Origin of the sequence: Mesorhizobium caraganae, assembly GCF_016836705.1 — a bacterium.
GTDB classification, from domain to species: domain Bacteria; phylum Pseudomonadota; class Alphaproteobacteria; order Rhizobiales; family Rhizobiaceae; genus Mesorhizobium; species Mesorhizobium caraganae.
Map to the genome: position 1 here is coordinate 1 of NZ_JAFCGY010000006.1, position 18188 is coordinate 18188.

Consider the following 18188-nt stretch of genomic DNA (forward strand, 5'->3'; position numbering starts at 1 on the left):
TGGCGGCCCTGGTCGCGCGCAAAGCCCCCAAGCTTGCAGCGGTGGCGCTGGCCAACAAACTGGCCCGCATCGCCTGGAAGCTGATGGTCAGCGGCGAGCAATACCGTCCCATCGGCGCCACCTGTCCCGCGCCTATGCAGTCGTAACAGCATTAAGGAATTCGACACCGAGCTCGCTCTCGACGTCGATGTTGGAACTTGCAAGCAAAGGAGAAGATGGTGTGACCGGTCGAACCGGGACGAGCGAGGCTTTCCGAGGTGCTCACTGGCAGTCATTGCCGTGTACGTGTTTGGAACTCGCCATCCGTGTAGCCCATCTAGGCCCGCGCTCAGATATCCGCGCGCAAAAGGCCGGACATATGAGCGCAAGCGATCCGATCAAACTATCTCACCAAGCCTTGCAAGCAGGGGGCCGTCCACATATGAGCACCGGAAGTCGAGAAAGCCGCGTCAGGCAACCGGCCTCATGAATTCTTCTTCGGGATTTTAGGCGCAGACGCGGTTGCGGCCCTGCCTCTTCGCCTCATAGAGCTGGCGGTCGGCGCGGCGGTAAAATTCCTCGGCCGTTTCCTTGCGGTCCCACACAGCAAGTCCGACGCTGGTGGTGATCTTGAGGCGGACATTGCCCGACAGCACCGACATGTTGGCAATCGCCTTGCGGATGCGTTCGGCGAATTTCCCCAGCAACTCCGCATCCATGTTGGGCGTGACCACGGCAAACTCCTCGCCGCCGAGCCGCGCCACCACGTCGTGATAGCGAGTCATGCCTTTGAGGCAATTGGCGACTGCCCTCAGCACCTCGTCGCCGACATCGTGGCCATGTGTGTCGTTGACCTGCTTGAAATGGTCGAGGTCGAGGATCATCAACCCGACGGGCTTCTCGATGCGGCGGAATTCTTCGAGATATTCCTTCAGCGCATCGTCGAAATAGCGCCGGTTCTGCATGCCGGTGAGACCATCGGTCAGCGCCGCATGCTGCAACGTTTCCGAACGGGCGCTGAGCGACACCGTCATCGCCCGCAGCTTGCCCTCTTCCGTCGCCTGTCTGCGGATCAGCGGGTAGATGAAGAACACGCCGAAGAACAGCGCAGTAGCCAGAAGCACCCCGGTGATGAACAGCAGCCTGTTGAGGTAGACGATCCTCTCGATGCGGGACGCCGTATCCATGTCGGCGGCGATGCCCTGCAAAAGACCATAGGCATGAAGTGTCACCAGGCCTGCGGCGAGGATCACGAAAATAAAGACGAAAAATGCGGATTCCGCCTTGTGGAAACGCATCTGCTCCCCGTTGGAAAAGTACCCGCCAGATTTATGGCATGACGGCGCCTTACGGACTGTTAATCCAGACAACCGGAACGGGAATGTTCATTTCAGCTCCTGTTTCTGTAATTGCATTAGCAGCAGGAAAATCAAATCGCTGTGTTCGGGTCGTCACCGGGCTGCAATCTTAGCCATTCCGGCCCCAGCTGATGGCGAAACCACGTCGTTTGCCGTTTGGCATATTGCCGCGTTGCGGCCTTGCAGCGTTCGATGGCCTCAGAGAAGCTGATGTTATCAGCCATCGCGGCCGAGAGTTCGCGAACGCCGATTGCCTTCATCGCCGGCAAATCATAATCGAGGCCAAGCGCCACAAGGCGTTTGACTTCATCGAGAGCGCCAAGATCGAGCATACGGTCGAACCGGCTCTCAATCCGCTCGACAAGGGCCGCGCGGTCCGGTTCGATGACGAAGAAACGCGCGCTGTCGCGGTCGATCAGCGGCCGGCCACGCGCCGCTTGCCATTCGAGAATGGAGCGGCCGGAGGCGTCAAGCACCTCCAGCGCCCGCACGATGCGCTGGCCGTCGGTCGGCTTCAGCTGCATGGCAACCGCCGAATCCTCGTGCATCAGGAGGCGATGCAGCTTGGCCGCGCCTTGCTCCTTCAACTCGTAGCGCCAGCGGTCGCGCACCTGCTGCGGAATGTCCGGCATCTCCGAAATGCCCTCGGCAAGGGCGCGAAAATAAAGCCCGGTGCCGCCGACGAAAATCACCGGTCGCTCAAAGGGAGGGCCATCGGGCCGCCGGGCAAGCGTACCGTCATCGATCAGCTTCATCACGTCGCGCAGCCAGGCACCGGTGGAATAGGCGGTGGAGGGATGCACGTGGCCGTAGAGAAAGTGCGGCGCGCGGCCGAGTTCGGCCGCGTTCGGCCGCGCCGTCAGCACATCGAGCACCGAATAGCCCTGCATGGAATCGGTGTTGACGATGACGCCGCCCTTGCGCTCGGCGAGATCGAGCGCCAGCGCCGACTTGCCGCTGGCGGTCGGCCCGGCTATCAGGATCGCGTTCTTCACGCGGCCCTCGCCCGCCTGCCTGGAATTTTCTATGCCGCTGATTGCCACGCTTGTATCCCACCCCGTCCGCCGCACCGTGTCGGCCTCGCTTGCGAATATGGCCTCACGCTCGGTCGGCGCAAGCGCTGTTCGCTGGCTGGGTGAAGGCGTTGCGTGCGATCTGGTGTTGGCCGAAGGGGCTGAAACCACTGAGACGATTGCCGCCTTGCGCGCTGCGCTTGCCTCCGAGCCTGTCGACGTGATCGTCCAGCAGGCCGACACGCGCCGCAAGACAATACTGCTCGCCGACATGGATTCGACCATGATCGACCAGGAATGCATCGACGAACTGGCCGACGAGATCGGCGTCAAAGATCACGTTGCCGCCATCACGGCGCGCTCGATGAATGGCGAGATCGCCTTCGAGCCCGCCTTACGGGAACGCGTGGCGCTGCTGAAAGGCCTCGATACCGCCGTTGTCGACCGCATCATCGCCAACCGCCTGACACTGGCGTCGGGCGGTCGCTCTCTGGTGCAGACGATGAGAGCAAATGGCGCCTGGACGGCACTCGTCTCCGGCGGCTTCGACGTGTTCACCAGCCGCATCGCGGACATGCTCGGCTTCCAGGAAAACCGCGCCAACCGCCTGATCGAGGAAAACGGGCGCTTTGCCGGCCTGGTCGCCGAGCCGATCCTCGGCCGCGCCGCCAAGGCCGATGCGCTGAACGAGATTTCGGCTCGCCTAGGCTTGACGCCGGCCGACGCCATTGCCGTCGGCGACGGCGCCAACGATCTCGACATGATCCGGCTTGCGGGCACCGGCGTTGCTCTGCACGCCAAATCCACCGTCGCCGCCGAAGCCAAGGTCCGCATCGACCATGGCGATCTCACCGCGTTGCTTTATGTGCAGGGCTACCGGCAGGAGGAATTCGTCGTATGAAACCGATGCGCACCGAACGCCTGATCCTGCGCAACTGGGAAGAACGCGACCGCGAGCTCTTCCATCGCATCAATTCGGACGAGCGGGTGATGGAATTCTTTCCGTTCCGCCGCGACCGTGTCGAGACGGATGCCAAGATGGACGAATTTCGGGGCTGGATCGCCAAGGACGGCTTTGGTTTTGCCGCCGCCGAGATTGCCGCGACGGGCGAATGCATTGGCTTTGTCGGCCTCTTGGAGACCGATCACGTGCCGTCCATGCCTTCCGATACGATCGAGATCGGCTGGCGGCTGGCGCCGGAATTCTGGGGCAAGGGCTATGTCACCGAGGCCTCCGAAGCCTGGCTCGCCTTTGGCTTCGAAACGCTTGACCGCGACGAAATCGTCTCCTTCGCCGTCGCAGCCAACCGCCGCTCGACGGCCGTCATGGAGCGTCTTGGCATGAGCCCTGACCCGGCTCGCGATTTCGACCACCCATCCATCCCTGACAGCCACCCGCATCTCAAGCGGCATGTCCTCTACGCCCTATCGCGCAAGGACTGGCAGGCACGAAAAAGGGCGGCTCGCTAGCCGCCCTTTTCATTTCGAAATCAGATCGTTGCAGGCCTGACCGGACTCAATCCATCCGGATCGTGACAAACCGCAACTCGCCGGTCTTGGACGCCAGCATCAAGAGCGCATTCTTGCGCCCCTGCTCCTTCAGCGCGCCGATCCGGTCCATGACGTCCTTCGGGGTCGCGACCGATTCCTGGGCAATCTCGGTGATCACCTCGCCGGCCTGGATACCGCGCTCGGCGGCGGCCGAATCCTTGGTGACGTCGGTGATGACGACGCCCGAGACATCAGCCGCGATGCCGAACTTGGTCCGCGTCTCGTCATTGAGTTCGCCGACGGTCATGCCGAGCACCGAAGCCGTCGACACCGCCGGCGCCTTGTCGCCGCCCTTGTCCTCGTCGGTCGTGCCGTCTTCGCCGCTGGTGAGCTTCTCGCCGTCCTCGAGCCGGCCGAGCGTCACCTTCACCGTCTGCTCGACGCCCTTGCGCACGATGATCACGTCGACCGCCTTGCCGACCGGGCTTTCCGCCACGACGCGCGGCAGGTCGCGCATTTCATGGATGTCCTTGCCATCGAACTTGATGATGACGTCGCCGGCGAGAATTGTACCGTTGTCGACCGGTCCGCCCTTGATGACGCCGGCCACCAGCGCGCCCTTGGCGGTCGCCATGCCGAGGCTCTCGGCGATGTCGTCGGTCACCGGCTGGATGCGCACGCCGAGCCAGCCGCGGCGTGTTTCGCCGAACTGGCGCAACTGGTCGACGACGCCCGAGGCAAGCTGCGAGGGGATAGAGAAGCCGATGCCGATCGAGCCGCCCGACGGCGAGATGATCGCCGTGTTGATGCCGATGACCTCGCCCACGCTGTTGAACAGCGGCCCACCGGAATTGCCGCGGTTGATGGCGGCGTCGGTCTGGATGAAGTCGTCATAGGGGCCGGAATTGATGTCGCGGTTGCGGGCCGAGACGATGCCGACCGTCACCGTGCCGCCGAGGCCGAACGGATTGCCGATCGCCATCACCCAGTCGCCCACGCGCATCTTGTTGGAATCGCCGAATTTTACCGCCGTCAGCTTATGGCCCTTCGGGTCGACCTTGAGCACCGCGACGTCGGTCTTGGTGTCGGTGCCGACCAGAGTCGCCTTCAGCGTCACGCCGTCGGAGAAATTCACCTCGATGTCGTCGGCATCGGCAATCACGTGATTATTGGTCACGACAATGCCCTGCTCGGCATCGACGACGAAGCCGGAGCCCAGCGACTGCACCTTTTGCGAGCCGCCATCCTTGTCGCCGCCACGGTTCTTGAAGAAATCGTCGAAGAAATCCTGGAACGGCGAGCCCTCCGGCAGTTGCGGCATCGGCACCGCGCCCGGACCTTCCGTGCCCTTCACGGTCTGCGAGGTCGAGATGTTGACCACCGCGCCGATCAGGCCTTCGGCGAGATCGGCGACCGAAGCCGGTCCGTCCGCAGCCACCGTCGGCGTCACGAAAGCCGGAACGGCAAGCGCGCCGACCATAAGTGCCGCAGCACCTGCGATGAACGTCCGCCGCGCCGCGCGCAGAAGGGTGTTGGATGTCATCGAGAGCCTCCCGGAATTGCTGAAAGAAAAAGCGCTTCGGCAAAACGCCGCGTCGCGTCATGTTGGCAAGAAATACGGCACATCTGCGGCTATGGCCACATCAGGAGGATAAATCCTCCGTTACACCTGATAACAGCGTTCCTCAGCCACGCACCAGCCAGACAATGCCGACACCGATGGCGATGGCCGCCAGCCCGACGATGCGCAGCGCATTTTCAGGCATCGACAGCACTTCCCCAGCAAGGCGTTTGGCAAGGCCGGGGAAACCGCCATAGACCAGGCCCTCGACGACGAGGACCAGGCCTATGGCCGCAAGAAAATCCTGCACCGCCCTACTGGGCGGGTGCAGGTTGCGCTGCCGGCGCGGCAGGTGCCGCCGGGGCCGCAGGCTTCGCGTCCGTGCCATCCGGATTGCGGAAGAAGCGGAAGAACTCCGAGTTCGGCGACAGCACCATCGTCGTCCCGGAGTTGTCCAGCGCCGTGCCGTAGGCATTCATCGACCGGTAGAAGTCGAAGAAGGCCGGATCGCGTTTGTAGGCATCGGCGAAAGTCGCGCTGCGCTGGGCCTCGCCCTCACCGCGCAGGATTTCCGATTCCTTGCGCGCTTCGGCGACGATTTCCACCACCTCGCGGTCGGCGCGTGCCGTGATGCGCTGCGCGGCCTCTTTGCCGCGCGCTCTCAGCCGTTCGGCCTCCGCAAGACGTTCGGCCTTCATGCGGTCGAAGGTCTGCTGCGAAACCTCCGCCGTCAGGTCGGTCCGGCGGATGCGCACATCCTCGATCTGCAGGCCGAGCGACGTCGCGTCCGGCCGAAGCTGATCGCGTACTTCGCGCATCATCACGGCACGCTCTTCCGAGAGCGCCGCTTCGAAGTCGCGCAGACCGTAGACACGGCGCAACGCTGCGTCGAGACGCGTCCTCAGTCGGGCTTCGGCCAATGTGATCTGACCGGACACGGCGGAGCGGAACACGCGCGGATCCGAGATGCGGTAAGCGATGAAAGCGTCAACCTCGTAGAACTTGCCGCCCGAAACCTGGACGCGGATATTGTCGAGATCGAAGCGCAGCACCCTGTTTTCGATCAATTGCACGCTGTCGGCATCGAAGAAGGCGAAAGGCGCCTTGAAATAGATGCCGGGTTCATTCTTGACATCGACGATCTCGCCGAACCGCAGCACGAGCGCCTGCTGGCGCGCGTTGACCACGAAGACCGAGGAGTAGATCAGGAACAGAAGCACGGCCGCGATGACGGCGAGGATGGGAAGACGATTGGCCATCACTGGGTTCCTCCGGTCGTGGCGCCAAGGGGCGCCGGCGCCTTCGGCTGCAGCGCCGGCAGCGGCAAATAGGGGACGACCCCTTGCCCATTGCCCTGTTCGACGATGACCTTGTTGGAGTCTTTCAGGACCTTCTCCATCGTTTCCAGATAAAGGCGCTTGCGCGTCACATCGGGGGCCTTGGCATATTCGTCATAGACCGAGATGAAGCGCTGCGCCTCGCCTTCGGCCTCCTGCACGACACGGTTCTTGTAGGCCGCCGCGTCTTCACGGACCTGTGCCGCCTCGCCGCGCGCCTGGCCGAGCTTCTGGTTGGAATACTGGTTGGCTTGCTCGACGAACTTGTCCTCGTCCTGTTCGGCGCGCTGCACTTCGTCGAACGCGTCCGCCACTTCACGCGGCGGCGCCGCGTCCTCGATCGAAACCGCGTTGACGTTCAGGCCGGCCTTGTAGCCGTCCAGCGTCGTCTGGATGATTTCGCGCACCGATGCGGCGATGCCTTGGCGATCGTCGCGGAAAATGTCCTGGGCGGGTCGCCGGCCGACTGCTTCGCGCATGGCGCTTTCAGCGACTTGCTGCAGCATGCCTTCCGGGTCGGAGACGTCGAACAGATAGGCCTTTGGATCGGAGACCTGGTAGGCCACCGAGAATTGGACGTTGACGATATTCTGGTCGCCGGTCAGCATCAGCCCGGAAGTGTTGCCGCTCGTCGCGCCGCCGCCGCCGATATCGACGAGCTGCTCGGCGATGTTGGCCGTCTCGACGGTTTCAACGGGCCACCAATGGAAATGCAGACCCGGCTGCGACAGCTCCGGCTTCGGCTTGCCGAAGCGCAGTTCGACCGCAACCTCGTCCGGCTGCACGGTATAGACCGCCTTGAACGCCCACAGCACGACCAGTGCCGCTGCGATCAGCGCAAAGACGGCCGGGCTGGCGCCGCCGCCACCGGGCAGCGCGCGCCGCAGCCGGTCCTGGCCGCGGCGGATGATGTCCTCGAGATCGGGAGGTGACCCTTGCGGGCCGCCAGGCCCCTTTGGTCCCTGCCCCCAGGGTCCCTGATTGCCGCCGCCGCCCCATGGGCCGCCGCCGCCACCGCTCTTGTCGTTCCAGGGCATGAATGTCCTTTCGCTTGGAATTCCCTCAGCGCCGGCCTTGCGACGCAAAATCCAGTTGTTCTTCTATAGGGACGCCGCGATGCGCTTTCAACGCGATCCGACACTGCACCGTCCGATTTGGACCGCTGCAAGCAGCAAATTTCAATAAGTCGCCTTATGAATGCGGCGTATTGTCGAGGGGAAGGCACCAAATGGCAAAAAGCGGCTTGGCATCCGCGCGCATGGCATGAACGATGTCAGGTGGATTGTAGACGACCCCACCGACCCCGGGTTCATGCCACGCCTCGGCATTCTGCCGCCACTCACCCTGCGACAGGACCAGGTAAAGCTCTTCCGGCGGATGCCGATGATCTGGATATGTCGTGTGCGGCGCCATGACCGACACTCCGATCTCGATTTGACCGCTCGGGACGAAACCGCCCGGGCCGACAATGAAGGAATCGGCGTAATTCTCGGCCAGCACCGCCGACTTGCGACGCTCGCTTTGATTGTTCCAGCTGAGATGCGGCTCGATCTCGCGCAGCGCGGCGGCGAGCTTGCCGAGATTGCCGCCGATCGTTTCAAGCTCGGCAAAGCATGCCGGAAGGTGGCGACAAGCCGGCTGGCGCTGGGGTCGCTCACCGCTTGCCTGCGGCGCCTCAAGCGCGGTGTTGCCGAAGATCCGCTGGTGCGCAGCTTCACGCGCGGGTTCATTTCCCATACGCGAGCGTATCTCCGCGCTCAGTAAATCCATGAACGCACCGAGCGGCTGACGCTTGTTATCCGTCATGAGGCCACCTGTGTCATTGAGCGGCTGCGCTCGTAAACCGTGTAGCGCGTCGCGTGGCTGTCCTTTTCACCGGCCGGAAAACCCTCCGAACGCACAATTTGCCAGCTGCCCGGATCGATGTCAGGGAAATGCGCATCACCGTCGACCTTGGCCAGCACATGGGTGACATGCAGGCGGTCGGCAAGCGGCAGCGCCTGCGCATAGATCTCGCCGCCGCCGATGACACAGATTTCGTCGACGCCGCTCATGCAACGCCCACGCACCGTGGCCAGCTGGATCGCGGCTTCCAGCGAATTTGCTGTTTCAACGCCCTCGGCGCGCCAGGCCTTGTCGCGGGTCACCACGATGTTCAATCTGCCCGGCAGCGGCCGGCCGATGCCCTCATAGGTCTTGCGGCCCATGATGACGGGCTTGCCCATAGTGTCGGCCTTGAACCGCTTGAGATCGGTGGACAGCCGCCACGGAAGGCCGCCGTCGCGCCCGATCACGCCGTTCTCGGCGATGGCGACATAGATCGCGAGCTCCATCAGTTGGCGTCCCCGCCATTGCTGTCCGACGGTTCGAGAAGCAGAATGTCGATGTCGTGCTCGGGATAGAAATCCCGCGCCGTCAGCTCGAACGTCGTCGGCCCGACCTTTTTGACATTTTCGCCGCAAAACGAGATCAGGGCTTTTGGATTGCCTTTGTCGACGGTCAGCTTGAATTTGCCGATGATGCCGGATGCCCAGTTTCCACCGGTGGTCAGGATATAGGCAATGCGTTTCTCATAGTATTTGGGATAACCGTCCGGATCGTCCTTGGCCGCCTTGCGCACCGCATTCTCGAAGCCGCCGTCCATGCAGTAGCGGGCCTTGTAGGCAGCATACTGGCTGCCCTGGAACTTACCGTCATAGAAGAAGCTGACCGATGACGTCCCGCCGACGCTCGGCTTGTAGCGGTGCGAGACATGGACATCCTTGTTGGCCGGAAATGTCGAGCGCCACCAATAGGTCGAGCGCAACTGCCACCACGGTGTATAGACCTTGTTCGCCTCAGTACCGTCGCTGCCCGTATCCTCGATGATGATGCCGCGGTTCTCCCAATCCTCGGCGACCGCCTTCGGCAGCTTCGCCAGCGCCGCCTTGGCCACATCGCCGAATGGATTGAACGGAACGTTCTGCGCCTTCAGATCGGCGCCGATATCGATGCCGACAGCGAACACTTTCTGCTCGAGCTGCGGCTTCGCCGGCACACCATCGATCGTCACCTCAAAGCCAAGGAAATTGTCGCTCTGATTTTCCGGGATGGCCGGCATTTCCTCCGGATCACCTTCGATCTCGGGCAACGGGAAGGCGACGATTGCGTCGACATCCTTGTCGGTGTTGTTGTGGAAGACATAGTCGACCGTCACCTTTTCGGGCGAGATGAAGAGATCCTCGCTTTGCATCGCCACCGCATCGCTGCGGGACAGGATAAGGCCGCCGGTGCTGAGTTCGGCCACCGAATCATTGGCCAGTGCGGGCGTGGCTGAAAGCGCCAGCGCCGCGGTCAGAACGTATCGGAACATGGAAGCCCTCTCGGCCGGAATGCCGGGATGATCCTAGCCGTTTCAAGGCCGTGTTTCAAAGCCCTTCCGCGGTCGCCATTGCTTGCGCACATGCTTGTCTGGACACTGAGACCGCTATCGGGCAGGAGTTCGCGTCATGCGCAAGCTTTTCGTCATCGGCATCGGCGCCGGCAATCCCGACCATTTGACCGTGCAGGCGATAGACGGCCTGAACCGGGCGGACGTCCTGTTTATTCCCGACAAGGGCGCAAGCAAGAACGACCTTGCCGAATTGCGCCGGCATATCTGCGACCGTTTCGTCACCAACCCGAAATCGCGCCGCGTCGAATTCGACGTGCCGGTGCGCGCCGAGCCGGCGCCATCCTATCGCTCGACCGTCGACGACTGGCACGAGGCGATCGCCGAAATCTACGAAGGCCTGATCCGCGACGAGCTTGCCGAGAACGGCTGCGGCGCCTTCCTGATCTGGGGCGACCCTTCTCTCTACGACAGCGCGCTGCGTATCCTCCAGCGGGTGCGGCTCAGAGGCAATGTCGGGTTCGAGTTGGAGGTCATTCCCGGCATCACTGCCGTCCAGGCGCTCGCCGCCAGCCACAAGATGGCGCTGAACCGTATCGGCGACCCCGTGCTGATCACCACCGGCCGCCGCCTGACCGAGCAAGGCATGCCGCAAAATGCCGGCAGCGCGGTGGTCATGCTCGACGGTAAATGCGCTTTCAACGCGCTGGCCGACAAGGATCTGATCATCCACTGGGGCGCCTATCTCGGCACACCCGACGAAATCACTCTCTCCGGCCGCCTAGGTGATGTCGGCGAGGAGATCGAGAAAATCCGTGAACAAGCCCGCCGGAAGAAGGGCTGGATCATGGACACCTATCTGCTGCGCAAAGCGGAGGGCAGGGAGTAGGGGAATTGAAGAAATGAGGAACTGAAGAATTGGTAAGGAGGGCAGGAGACGCCTAGCGTCCAACATCCACTCCCATATTCTTCAGTTCTTCAGTTCTTCATTTCTCCAGTTCTTCAACTCCCCCTTCTCACCCCGCATCAATCTCCGCCTGCAATGCCGCCATATGCGTGGCCGCTGCCGCGGCCGCCGCCCGTTCGATGGCACGGAAGCGGCTGACCACCGCCAAGCCGACCGAGGTCAGCTGCGCGCCGCCGCCCTTGCGGCCGCCGGTCTGCGCTGCGACCAGCGGCTTGCCGAACACGCGGTTCATGTCCTCGACCAGGTCCCAGGCGTGTTTGTAGGACATCTCCATGCCGCGCGCGGCGGCCGAGATCGAGCCGAAGGTGGCGATCTGCTCCAAAAGCTCGATCTTGCCCGGACCGATGCGCCCGTCCGGATCGAGATTTATCCGCAAGCTCAGCGACGGCATGTCGTGTCCTCCACGGTCACATTAGCCTCTCTCGATCCGTAGCGCTATTCCAAAACGATATAGCGGCTATCAGCCATGGGCTTCGGCCGGCAGACCTGCAGCGGTATTGGCCCTGTCGAAGCTCACCGTCTTGACCACCGCGAACACCTTGCTCCCCAACTGGAGGCTCAGCGCGTGTCGCGACTGCTCGGTGATGCGGGCAAGCACGGTCGCGCCGTTGCAGTCGATGCCGACCTCGACCGTTGGCCCCTCACCTGGACTTACCGCGACGATGATGCCCGGCAGGATGTTGAGCGCGCTGAGGCCCGTCGGCTGTTCTGTGGCGACCATCACGTCGCGGGCGCGGATGCGAATGCGCACCGGCGCACCGACCGATATAGCCAGCCGTGGCACCCGGATTTCGCCCGCCGCCGAACCGAGCACGCTCATGCCGAACGCCTCGTCGTGGCGCAGCACTTTGGTGTCCAGCACCGCGCCGCCCTCGCCGCGCTCTTCTGCCGGCAACAAATCGAGCCGTTGCATGATCGCGCCGGTCGGGCCCGAGGCAGCGACCTTGCCTTGCGCCATCACCACCACGTCGCTCGCCAGCCGCGCCACCTCGGCGACGGAGTGGCTGACATAGACGATCGGCAGCTTGGTCTCGTCGCGCAGCCGCTCGATATAGGGCAGGATTTCAGCCTTGCGCGCATCGTCGAGCGAGGCCAGCGGCTCGTCCATCAACAGCAGCTTCGGGCTGGCCAGCAGCGCCCGGCCGATCGCTACCCGCTGCTTCTCGCCGCCGGAAAGTTTTGCCGGCCGCCGATCAAGCAGGTGGCCGATGCCAAGCAGGTCGACCACAGCGTCCATATTGGCATAGCGCTCCGCCGCCGGCGCAAACCAGCGGCCATAGCGCAGATTGCCGGCCACGCTCATATGCGGGAACAGCCGCGCATCCTGGAACACCATGCCGATGCGGCGCTTGTGCTTCGGCACGAAAATGCCGGCGCTGGTGTCGACCAGCACACGACCGTCGACCGCGATGCGTCCCTTGTCGGGTCGGATCAGGCCGGCGATCATGTTGATCAACGTCGTCTTGCCGGAGCCTGAGGGCCCGAACAGCGCCGTCAGCCGCCCGGCACTTTCGAAGCGCGCGTCGATGGCGAACTCACCGAGACGATGGCTGATGTCGACAAGGACGCTCATTCGATGTCCATCCGCCGACCAACGCGCCGCGCCAGCACTTCCGAGGCAACCAAGGCCGCCATCGAAATGACGATGGAGATCAGCGTCAGCCGCAGCGCCCCGTCATCGCCGCCCGGCACTTGCGTAAAAGTATAGATCGCCGAAGGCAGCGTCTGCGTCTCGTTGGGAATGTTGGAGACAAAGGTGATGGTGGCGCCGAACTCGCCCATCGCCTTGGCGAAGGACAGGATCGAGCCGGCGATCAGCCCGGGCAGGATCAGCGGCAGCGTGATCGTAGCGAACACAAACAGCGGATTGGCGCCGAGCGTGCCTGCGGCGGCTTCCATCTTGCGGTCGACGGCCTCGATCGACAGCCGGATCGCCCGCACCATCAGGGGGAAGCCCATGATGCCGCAGGCGAGAGCCGCGCCCGTCCAGCGAAACGAAAAGACGATGCCGAAATGCTCGGCCAGGAATGCACCGGCCGGCCCGCGACGACCGAAGGTGAGCAGCAAGAGATAGCCGGTCACCACTGGCGGCAGGATCAGCGGCAGATGCACCACGCCGTTGAGCAGCGTCTTGCCCCAGAATTTTCCGCGCGCAAGCAGGAGCGCAATCGCGATGCCCGGTGGCAGGCTGAACAGCATCGCCACCGTCGCCACCTTGATCGACAGCCGGACCGCATTCCATTCGTCGGGAGTGAGGTCCAGCAGCCAGTTCATGCGTCAGGCGCTACCTTAATTGCTCGGCGTGAGCACGGTGAAACCTTGATCCCTAAACAGCTCCGCCGCCTTGGCGGACTGCAGACACTTCAGGAAGGCCGGCGTATCCTTGTCCTTTGAATCAGCGATCTGGGCAACCGGATAGATGATCGGCGGATGCGAATCCTCCGGGAAGGTGCCGACCACCTTGACGCCCTTGTCGGCATGCGCATCGGTCGCATAGACGATGCCGAGCGGTGCTTCACCCATCGAAACCAGCTTCAATGCGGCGCGCACATTCTCGGCCTGCGCCACCTTGCCCTCCACCGACGACCAGACGCCAAGCGATTCAAGTGCCGTCTTGCCGTATTTGCCTGCCGGCACCGCCTTGAAGTCGCCCATGGCGAGCTTGCCGTCGCCGACCAGGTTGGCGAGGTCAAAGCCCTTCTCGATCTTGGTTTCAACCGTCGAATCCTTCGGCGCCACCAGCACGATCTGGTTGCCGAGCAGCTTCACCTCGGTGTCCGGCTTGGTCAGCTTCTTGTCGGAGAGGTATTTCATCCAGTCGAGATCGGCCGAGATGAAGACATCGGCCGGCGCCCCGCCCTCGATCTGCTTGGCCAGTGCCGAGCTTGCGGCGTAGGAGATAGTCGCGGCCTCGCCGACATCGGCTTCGCAGGCCTTGTTCACCGCATCGAGCCCGTCCTTGAGGCTGGCCGCCGCGAACACGATCACCTTGCCTTCCGCATGCGCGGCCGGCACCGCGGCCATCAGCGCCGCGGCAAAACCGCCGACCGCGATCGCTCTCAATCCAAAACCTTTGTGCCTCGACATGAAAACTCTCCCTGGGTTTTGAAATCCGACCGGCTCGAAGCCTAGGATCGATATATCCGGATGAATATAACAAGGGAAGGCCGCAGCCGTCGAAAGCGTCTGTTCGGCATCGATTGTTCTGGTTTTTGACAGGAACAGAACCTTGCAAAGGAAGCCCCATGAAAATCAGCGCACGCAACATCCTCCAGTGAACGGTCACCGAGATCGTCAAGGGCGCCACCACCTCGCATGTCCGCATCGACGTCGGCGGCTCGGTCGTCACCGCTTCGATCACCAACGAGGCCGTCGCCGATCTCAAGCTCGAAAAAGGCAAGCAGACCTATGCCGTGATCAAGGCATCGGACGTCATGGTCGGTATTGATTGAGGAAACGAAGAGCTATACGGCGATCGGCGCCTTGATCGTGGCGTCGGCGAAATAGTTCTCCAGCCGGAAATCCTCGAAGCGGAAGGCGAACAGGTCCTTCACGTCAGGATTGATCCACAGCGTCGGCAGCGCCTTGGGCGTGCGCCGCAACTGCTCGCGCGCCTGCTCGAAATGGTTGGAATAGAGATGCGCGTCGCCCAGCGTGTGGACGAAATCGCCAGGTTTCAGCCCGGTCACTTGCGCCACCATCAAGGTCAGCAGCGCGTAGGAGGCGATGTTGAAGGGCACGCCGAGGAAGATGTCGGCCGAGCGCTGGTAGAGCTGGCAGGACAGCTTGCCTTCCGAGACGTAGAACTGGAACAGGCAGTGGCAGGGCGGCAACGCCATGGCCTCGACCTCGGCCGGGTTCCACGCCGAAACGATCAGTCGGCGCGAATTCGGATTCTTGCGTATCTCCTTGAGAAGATTGGCAATCTGGTCGATCGATCCGCCATGGCCATCCGGCCAGGAGCGCCATTGCTTGCCATAGACCGGGCCGAGATCGCCATTCTCGTCAGCCCACTCGTCCCAGATCGAAACGCCATGGTCGTTAAGGTATTTTATGTTGGTGTCGCCGGCCAGGAACCACAGGAGTTCATGGATGATCGACTTCAAATGCAGCTTCTTGGTCGTGGTGACCGGAAAGCCGCGGCTGAGATCGAAGCGCATCTGGTAGCCGAACACCCCACGCGTGCCAGTGCCGGTGCGGTCGCCGCGATCGGCGCCATTGTCCAGGACATGTTGCAAGAGGTCGAGATATTGGCGCATCGGCTTCGCCTCGATTCGGGGTTTCGTGATAATAGCCGACTGGCGGGCCGCCGAACACATCAAAAGGCACCAGACGCGGCTTGCCCCCATCACTCTTTCAAGGGTTGGCGCTGCCCCTCACCTGCCTGCCGGGCGTTCGTCATTCGAAAAGCCAAGCAATTGGCTTTTCGTCCGCTTCGCGGACCGATCCTCAACTCCCCGTATAGTGACGGGGAGAGGGGCGCTGTCGCCGATGGTTTCGCCAATCACAAGCGTTCACGAAGAGCGCCAAGGCTGCGGTCAGCCCTTTCTCCCCGTCACTACACGGGGAGAAAGGCCCGGCAGGGCAATGAGGGGCGGCGCTGACGTCCAGTGAGGAGCAAATCAAACGCGCTCTGCCTGTCAGAGATAATCTCTACAAAGAACCCAGCTTGCCCAGATCCTTGGCGACGAGATAGTAAAAGGTCACGCGGCTCTTGGTGTTGTCGGTAGCCATCGCCTTGCAGGTCTTTTCGATGGATGCATCCGCCTTGGCGCCGTCGGCGACGCCGAGCTTCTTGGCGACCCAGTTGGTCTTCACGCGCTCGAGTTCCTTGGGGTCGGTGCAGGATACCAGCGAGGAATCGCGGTTCCTGAGCGCAATGCCCAGATGCTTGACGATCTTTTCGACCGCATCGGCGTTGGCGCCGGCGTCGTATTTCTTCACATCCGCAAGATAGTCGGCCATCAGACTTCCCCTCGTCGGCGCCACGGATCCAGTCGATGAGGGGCTGTGGCGCGCTACGCAACCTGTGCGCTAGGTCGATACTCCTCACCGGCGCAAAGCTTCGGTTGAGACCGTGTCCAAGTCAACCCTCGGCGTCACAGTTTGGCTCTGGGAAGAAGCGCGATTGCGGCCTTTCATTTCGTGCGACGACCCCCTATATTCGTTTTGTCGGCTTGACCGACTATGGCGATAAATGGGCGATGAAATAAGCCGTTCGGACCCGGGGGCGGTACCCGGCGCCTCCACCAAAAGCCGCTTTGACGACGACGCGGTTTTTGCTGGGGGCGAAATAGGATCGACGAAGGTGTAAAGATCGTACTTTTGCCCGGCATTGTACCACCGTCATCGGGCTAAACTTATAGTTGCCAACGACAACTATGCGGAAGCTCGTCTCGCTGCTTAATGCAGTGCGAACGCTTCAAATCAAGCCCTAGAGGTTCGCACTTCTAGGCGGGGTTCGGAGGTACCTGGCAACAGAAACCTCCACTTCTCCCTCTCAATATGTTGCACGCAACGCAGGCTGCCGCGCTGGTCGAACTTTGCCTGGCTATGGGCCGCGAAGCTGTCGAGCCGCGTGCGCCCTTCTCCATGGAAGAGATGCAAAACTGTTCCGATCGATTCTTCGTGCTGACCGGCGGTCCCGGTTCCGGCAAGACCACGCTGATCGAAGCGCTGAAAGCCGCCGGCTTCGCCACCTCGCCGAAGCCGGGCGCGGCATATGAGAAAGGCCGGGTCAGACCCGGCCTTTCCCATCGATTGCGATTGGCTTACTCCGCCGGGGCCTCAACGGCTTCGCGCGTGCGGCCGAGCGTCAGCTTGGCCAGCGTGAAGGAGATCACGGCGCACAGCGTAATGCCGGCCACCATCGGCAGCGGCGTGCCGTCGAAGAAGATGCCGGCGACGCCCATGGCCAGCGCACCGATGGCGAAATGCAGCGTGCCCATCAGCGCCGAGGCCGTGCCGGCGATCTCGCCATGCTCTTCCATGGCCAGCACCGACGTCGTCGGGATGACGAGGCCGAGGAAGCCGTAGCCGACGAACAGCAGCGCCGCCATCACATCGAGCCGGTCAACGCCGGTCGCCATGATTGCAAACAGCACCACCATGGTCGTGGCATAGCCGGTCACCGCAACCCAGACGACGCGCTTCAGGCCGAAACGTTCCGACAGCATCCCGGTCAGCTGCGACATGCCGATGAAAGCCACCGCATTGATCGAGAAGAACACGCTGTAGACCGAAGGCGACAGCCCGTAATGGTCGATCAGGATGAAGGACGAGCTCGAGAGGTAAACGAAGAAGCTGGCAATGCCGAAGCCGGCGATCGCCACCAGGCCGAGAAAATTGCGGTCACCCATCAGGAAGCGGTAACCGGCGAGTGCGGTGCCGAAGGAGGATCCGACGCGTTCTTCCGCCGGCCGCGTCTCCTTGAGCGAGGTCGCCAAAAGAATGGTCGCCAGCAGGGCCGCGCCCGTCACCGTCCAGAACACGGCGCGCCAGCCGAAATTCTCGATGATCTGGCTGCCGGTCAGCGGCGCCAGGATCGGTGACACCGAAAACACCAGCATCAACAGCGACATCAGCTTGGCAGCTTCAGTGCCGGTGTGCAGGTCGCGCACGATGGCGCGCGGCACCGCCATGCCGGCGCTGGCGCCGAGGCCTTGCAGGAAGCGAAAGGCGATCAGCCATTCGATGGTCGGCGCCATTGCCGAACCGATGCCGCCGACCATGAACAGCGCCAAGCCGCCATAGAGCGGCAGCTTGCGGCCAACCATGTCGGAGATCGGCCCGACGACGATCTGGCCGAAGCCCATCGACAGGAAGAAAATCAGCAGGCTCATCTGCACGGCGGCGGTGCCGGCATGCAAATCCTCGCCGATCGAAGGCAATGCGGGCAGATACATGTCGATGGCGAAAGGGCCGATGGCGGACAACAAGCCGAGCACGACCGCGATGCGGAGGAATTTGGGACTCATGATAAAGGCTTCTTTCGAATCTGGTTGCCGCCGGCAAGCGACGTCTAACCCCAGGACGTTCCATCCCGTGGAAATCCGACATCCCGGGGGCGAATTCATTCGTCCCCTTGGAGTAAATTTCCGTTTTCTTATGTC

Annotated in this window: 20 protein-coding genes and 1 other RNA gene; 5 read left to right on the plus strand and 16 right to left on the minus strand. The window is 62.5% G+C overall.

What is annotated here, in order from left to right; genetic code table 11:
* Nucleotides 1-485 precede the first annotated feature (485 nt).
* Entirely contained in the window at nucleotides 486-1277 is a 792-nt protein-coding gene (locus JQK88_RS14470; RefSeq protein WP_112560450.1) for a GGDEF domain-containing protein, read from the minus strand.
* 131 nt (nucleotides 1278-1408) lie between these two features.
* A complete protein-coding gene (gene miaA / locus JQK88_RS14475; protein ID WP_203278771.1) occupies nucleotides 1409-2374 on the minus strand; it encodes a tRNA (adenosine(37)-N6)-dimethylallyltransferase MiaA in 966 nt (321 codons plus the stop codon).
* On the opposite strand from miaA, the gene serB reads away from it, so the two are divergent.
* Entirely contained in the window at nucleotides 2364-3251 is an 888-nt protein-coding gene (gene serB, locus JQK88_RS14480) for a phosphoserine phosphatase SerB (RefSeq protein WP_192258390.1), read from the plus strand. The two genes, miaA and serB, sit on opposite strands and share 11 nt — an antisense overlap.
* A complete protein-coding gene (locus JQK88_RS14485; RefSeq protein WP_192258391.1) occupies nucleotides 3248-3820 on the plus strand; it encodes a GNAT family N-acetyltransferase in 573 nt (190 codons plus the stop codon). The genes serB and JQK88_RS14485 overlap by 4 nt, the downstream gene beginning before the upstream one ends.
* Nucleotides 3821-3866: 46 nt before the next feature.
* Here JQK88_RS14485 and JQK88_RS14490 read toward each other — a convergent pair whose 3' ends face one another.
* The 7 genes from JQK88_RS14490 to JQK88_RS14520 form a co-directional block, all read right to left on the minus strand.
* A complete protein-coding gene (locus JQK88_RS14490; RefSeq protein WP_192258392.1) occupies nucleotides 3867-5384 on the minus strand; it encodes a DegQ family serine endoprotease in 1518 nt (505 codons plus the stop codon).
* A 142-nt stretch (nucleotides 5385-5526) separates the two neighbouring features.
* Nucleotides 5527-5712: a DUF2065 domain-containing protein gene (locus JQK88_RS14495; protein ID WP_112560446.1), complete on the minus strand. Its 186-nt coding sequence runs from the start codon at nucleotides 5710-5712 to the stop codon at nucleotides 5527-5529.
* Nucleotides 5713-5716: 4 nt separating this feature from the next.
* Nucleotides 5717-6661 carry a protease modulator HflC gene (gene hflC, locus JQK88_RS14500; protein WP_112560445.1) on the minus strand — a complete coding sequence of 315 codons (945 nt, stop codon included), beginning with the start codon at nucleotides 6659-6661 and terminating at the stop codon, nucleotides 5717-5719.
* Entirely contained in the window at nucleotides 6661-7776 is a 1116-nt protein-coding gene (gene hflK, locus JQK88_RS14505) for an FtsH protease activity modulator HflK (protein ID WP_203278657.1), read from the minus strand. Before hflK ends, hflC begins: the two co-directional genes overlap by 1 nt.
* 154 nt (nucleotides 7777-7930) lie before the next feature.
* The gene (locus JQK88_RS14510) at nucleotides 7931-8545 is read right to left on the minus strand and encodes a dimethylsulfonioproprionate lyase family protein (RefSeq protein WP_203278658.1); all 615 of its coding nucleotides are present in this window, start codon (nucleotides 8543-8545) and stop codon (nucleotides 7931-7933) included.
* Entirely contained in the window at nucleotides 8542-9072 is a 531-nt protein-coding gene (locus tag JQK88_RS14515) for a dihydrofolate reductase (protein WP_203278659.1), read from the minus strand. Before JQK88_RS14515 ends, JQK88_RS14510 begins: the two co-directional genes overlap by 4 nt.
* Nucleotides 9072-10091 (minus strand): DUF4424 domain-containing protein, encoded by a 1020-nt coding sequence (locus JQK88_RS14520; RefSeq protein WP_203278660.1) that lies wholly within the window; start codon nucleotides 10089-10091, stop codon nucleotides 9072-9074. The genes JQK88_RS14515 and JQK88_RS14520 overlap by 1 nt, the downstream gene beginning before the upstream one ends.
* A 136-nt stretch (nucleotides 10092-10227) precedes the next feature.
* Here JQK88_RS14520 and cobF point away from each other — a divergent pair, with 136 nt between their 5' ends.
* Nucleotides 10228-10998: a precorrin-6A synthase (deacetylating) gene (gene cobF / locus JQK88_RS14525; RefSeq protein WP_203278661.1), complete on the plus strand. Its 771-nt coding sequence runs from the start codon at nucleotides 10228-10230 to the stop codon at nucleotides 10996-10998.
* Nucleotides 10999-11125: 127 nt separating this feature from the next.
* Here cobF and JQK88_RS14530 read toward each other — a convergent pair whose 3' ends face one another.
* The 4 genes from JQK88_RS14530 to modA all read right to left on the minus strand — a co-directional run bounded on the left by JQK88_RS14530 (nucleotide 11126) and on the right by modA (nucleotide 14163).
* Nucleotides 11126-11467, minus strand: coding sequence for a winged helix-turn-helix domain-containing protein (locus JQK88_RS14530; RefSeq protein WP_203278662.1), 342 nt, complete (start codon nucleotides 11465-11467; stop codon nucleotides 11126-11128).
* Between the two features lie 69 nt (nucleotides 11468-11536).
* Nucleotides 11537-12649 (minus strand): molybdenum ABC transporter ATP-binding protein, encoded by a 1113-nt coding sequence (modC, locus tag JQK88_RS14535; RefSeq protein ID WP_203278663.1) that lies wholly within the window; start codon nucleotides 12647-12649, stop codon nucleotides 11537-11539.
* Nucleotides 12646-13350, minus strand: coding sequence for a molybdate ABC transporter permease subunit (modB, locus tag JQK88_RS14540; protein WP_112560437.1), 705 nt, complete (start codon nucleotides 13348-13350; stop codon nucleotides 12646-12648). The genes modC and modB overlap by 4 nt, the downstream gene beginning before the upstream one ends.
* Nucleotides 13351-13365: 15 nt before the next feature.
* On the minus strand, nucleotides 13366-14163 hold the full coding sequence (gene modA / locus JQK88_RS14545) for a molybdate ABC transporter substrate-binding protein (protein WP_192258399.1): 798 nt from the start codon (nucleotides 14161-14163) through the stop codon (nucleotides 13366-13368).
* A gap of 203 nt (nucleotides 14164-14366) precedes the next feature.
* Between modA and JQK88_RS14550 the strand changes: the two genes are divergently transcribed.
* Nucleotides 14367-14528, plus strand: coding sequence for a TOBE domain-containing protein (locus JQK88_RS14550; protein ID WP_312037274.1), 162 nt, complete (start codon nucleotides 14367-14369; stop codon nucleotides 14526-14528).
* A gap of 12 nt (nucleotides 14529-14540) precedes the next feature.
* Here the strand turns inward: JQK88_RS14550 and JQK88_RS14555 are convergent, their stop codons facing one another.
* Nucleotides 14541-15335 (minus strand): thymidylate synthase, encoded by a 795-nt coding sequence (locus JQK88_RS14555; RefSeq protein ID WP_203278664.1) that lies wholly within the window; start codon nucleotides 15333-15335, stop codon nucleotides 14541-14543.
* 394 nt (nucleotides 15336-15729) lie between these two features.
* A complete protein-coding gene (locus tag JQK88_RS14560) occupies nucleotides 15730-16041 on the minus strand; it encodes a DUF2853 family protein (protein ID WP_203278665.1) in 312 nt (103 codons plus the stop codon).
* A gap of 167 nt (nucleotides 16042-16208) precedes the next feature.
* On the opposite strand from JQK88_RS14560, the gene ssrA reads away from it, so the two are divergent.
* Nucleotides 16209-16568: a transfer-messenger RNA gene (ssrA, locus tag JQK88_RS14565) on the plus strand.
* 279 nt (nucleotides 16569-16847) lie between these two features.
* Here ssrA and JQK88_RS14575 read toward each other — a convergent pair.
* The gene (locus tag JQK88_RS14575; RefSeq protein ID WP_192258402.1) at nucleotides 16848-18053 is read right to left on the minus strand and encodes a multidrug effflux MFS transporter; all 1206 of its coding nucleotides are present in this window, start codon (nucleotides 18051-18053) and stop codon (nucleotides 16848-16850) included.
* Nucleotides 18054-18188 lie beyond the last annotated feature (135 nt).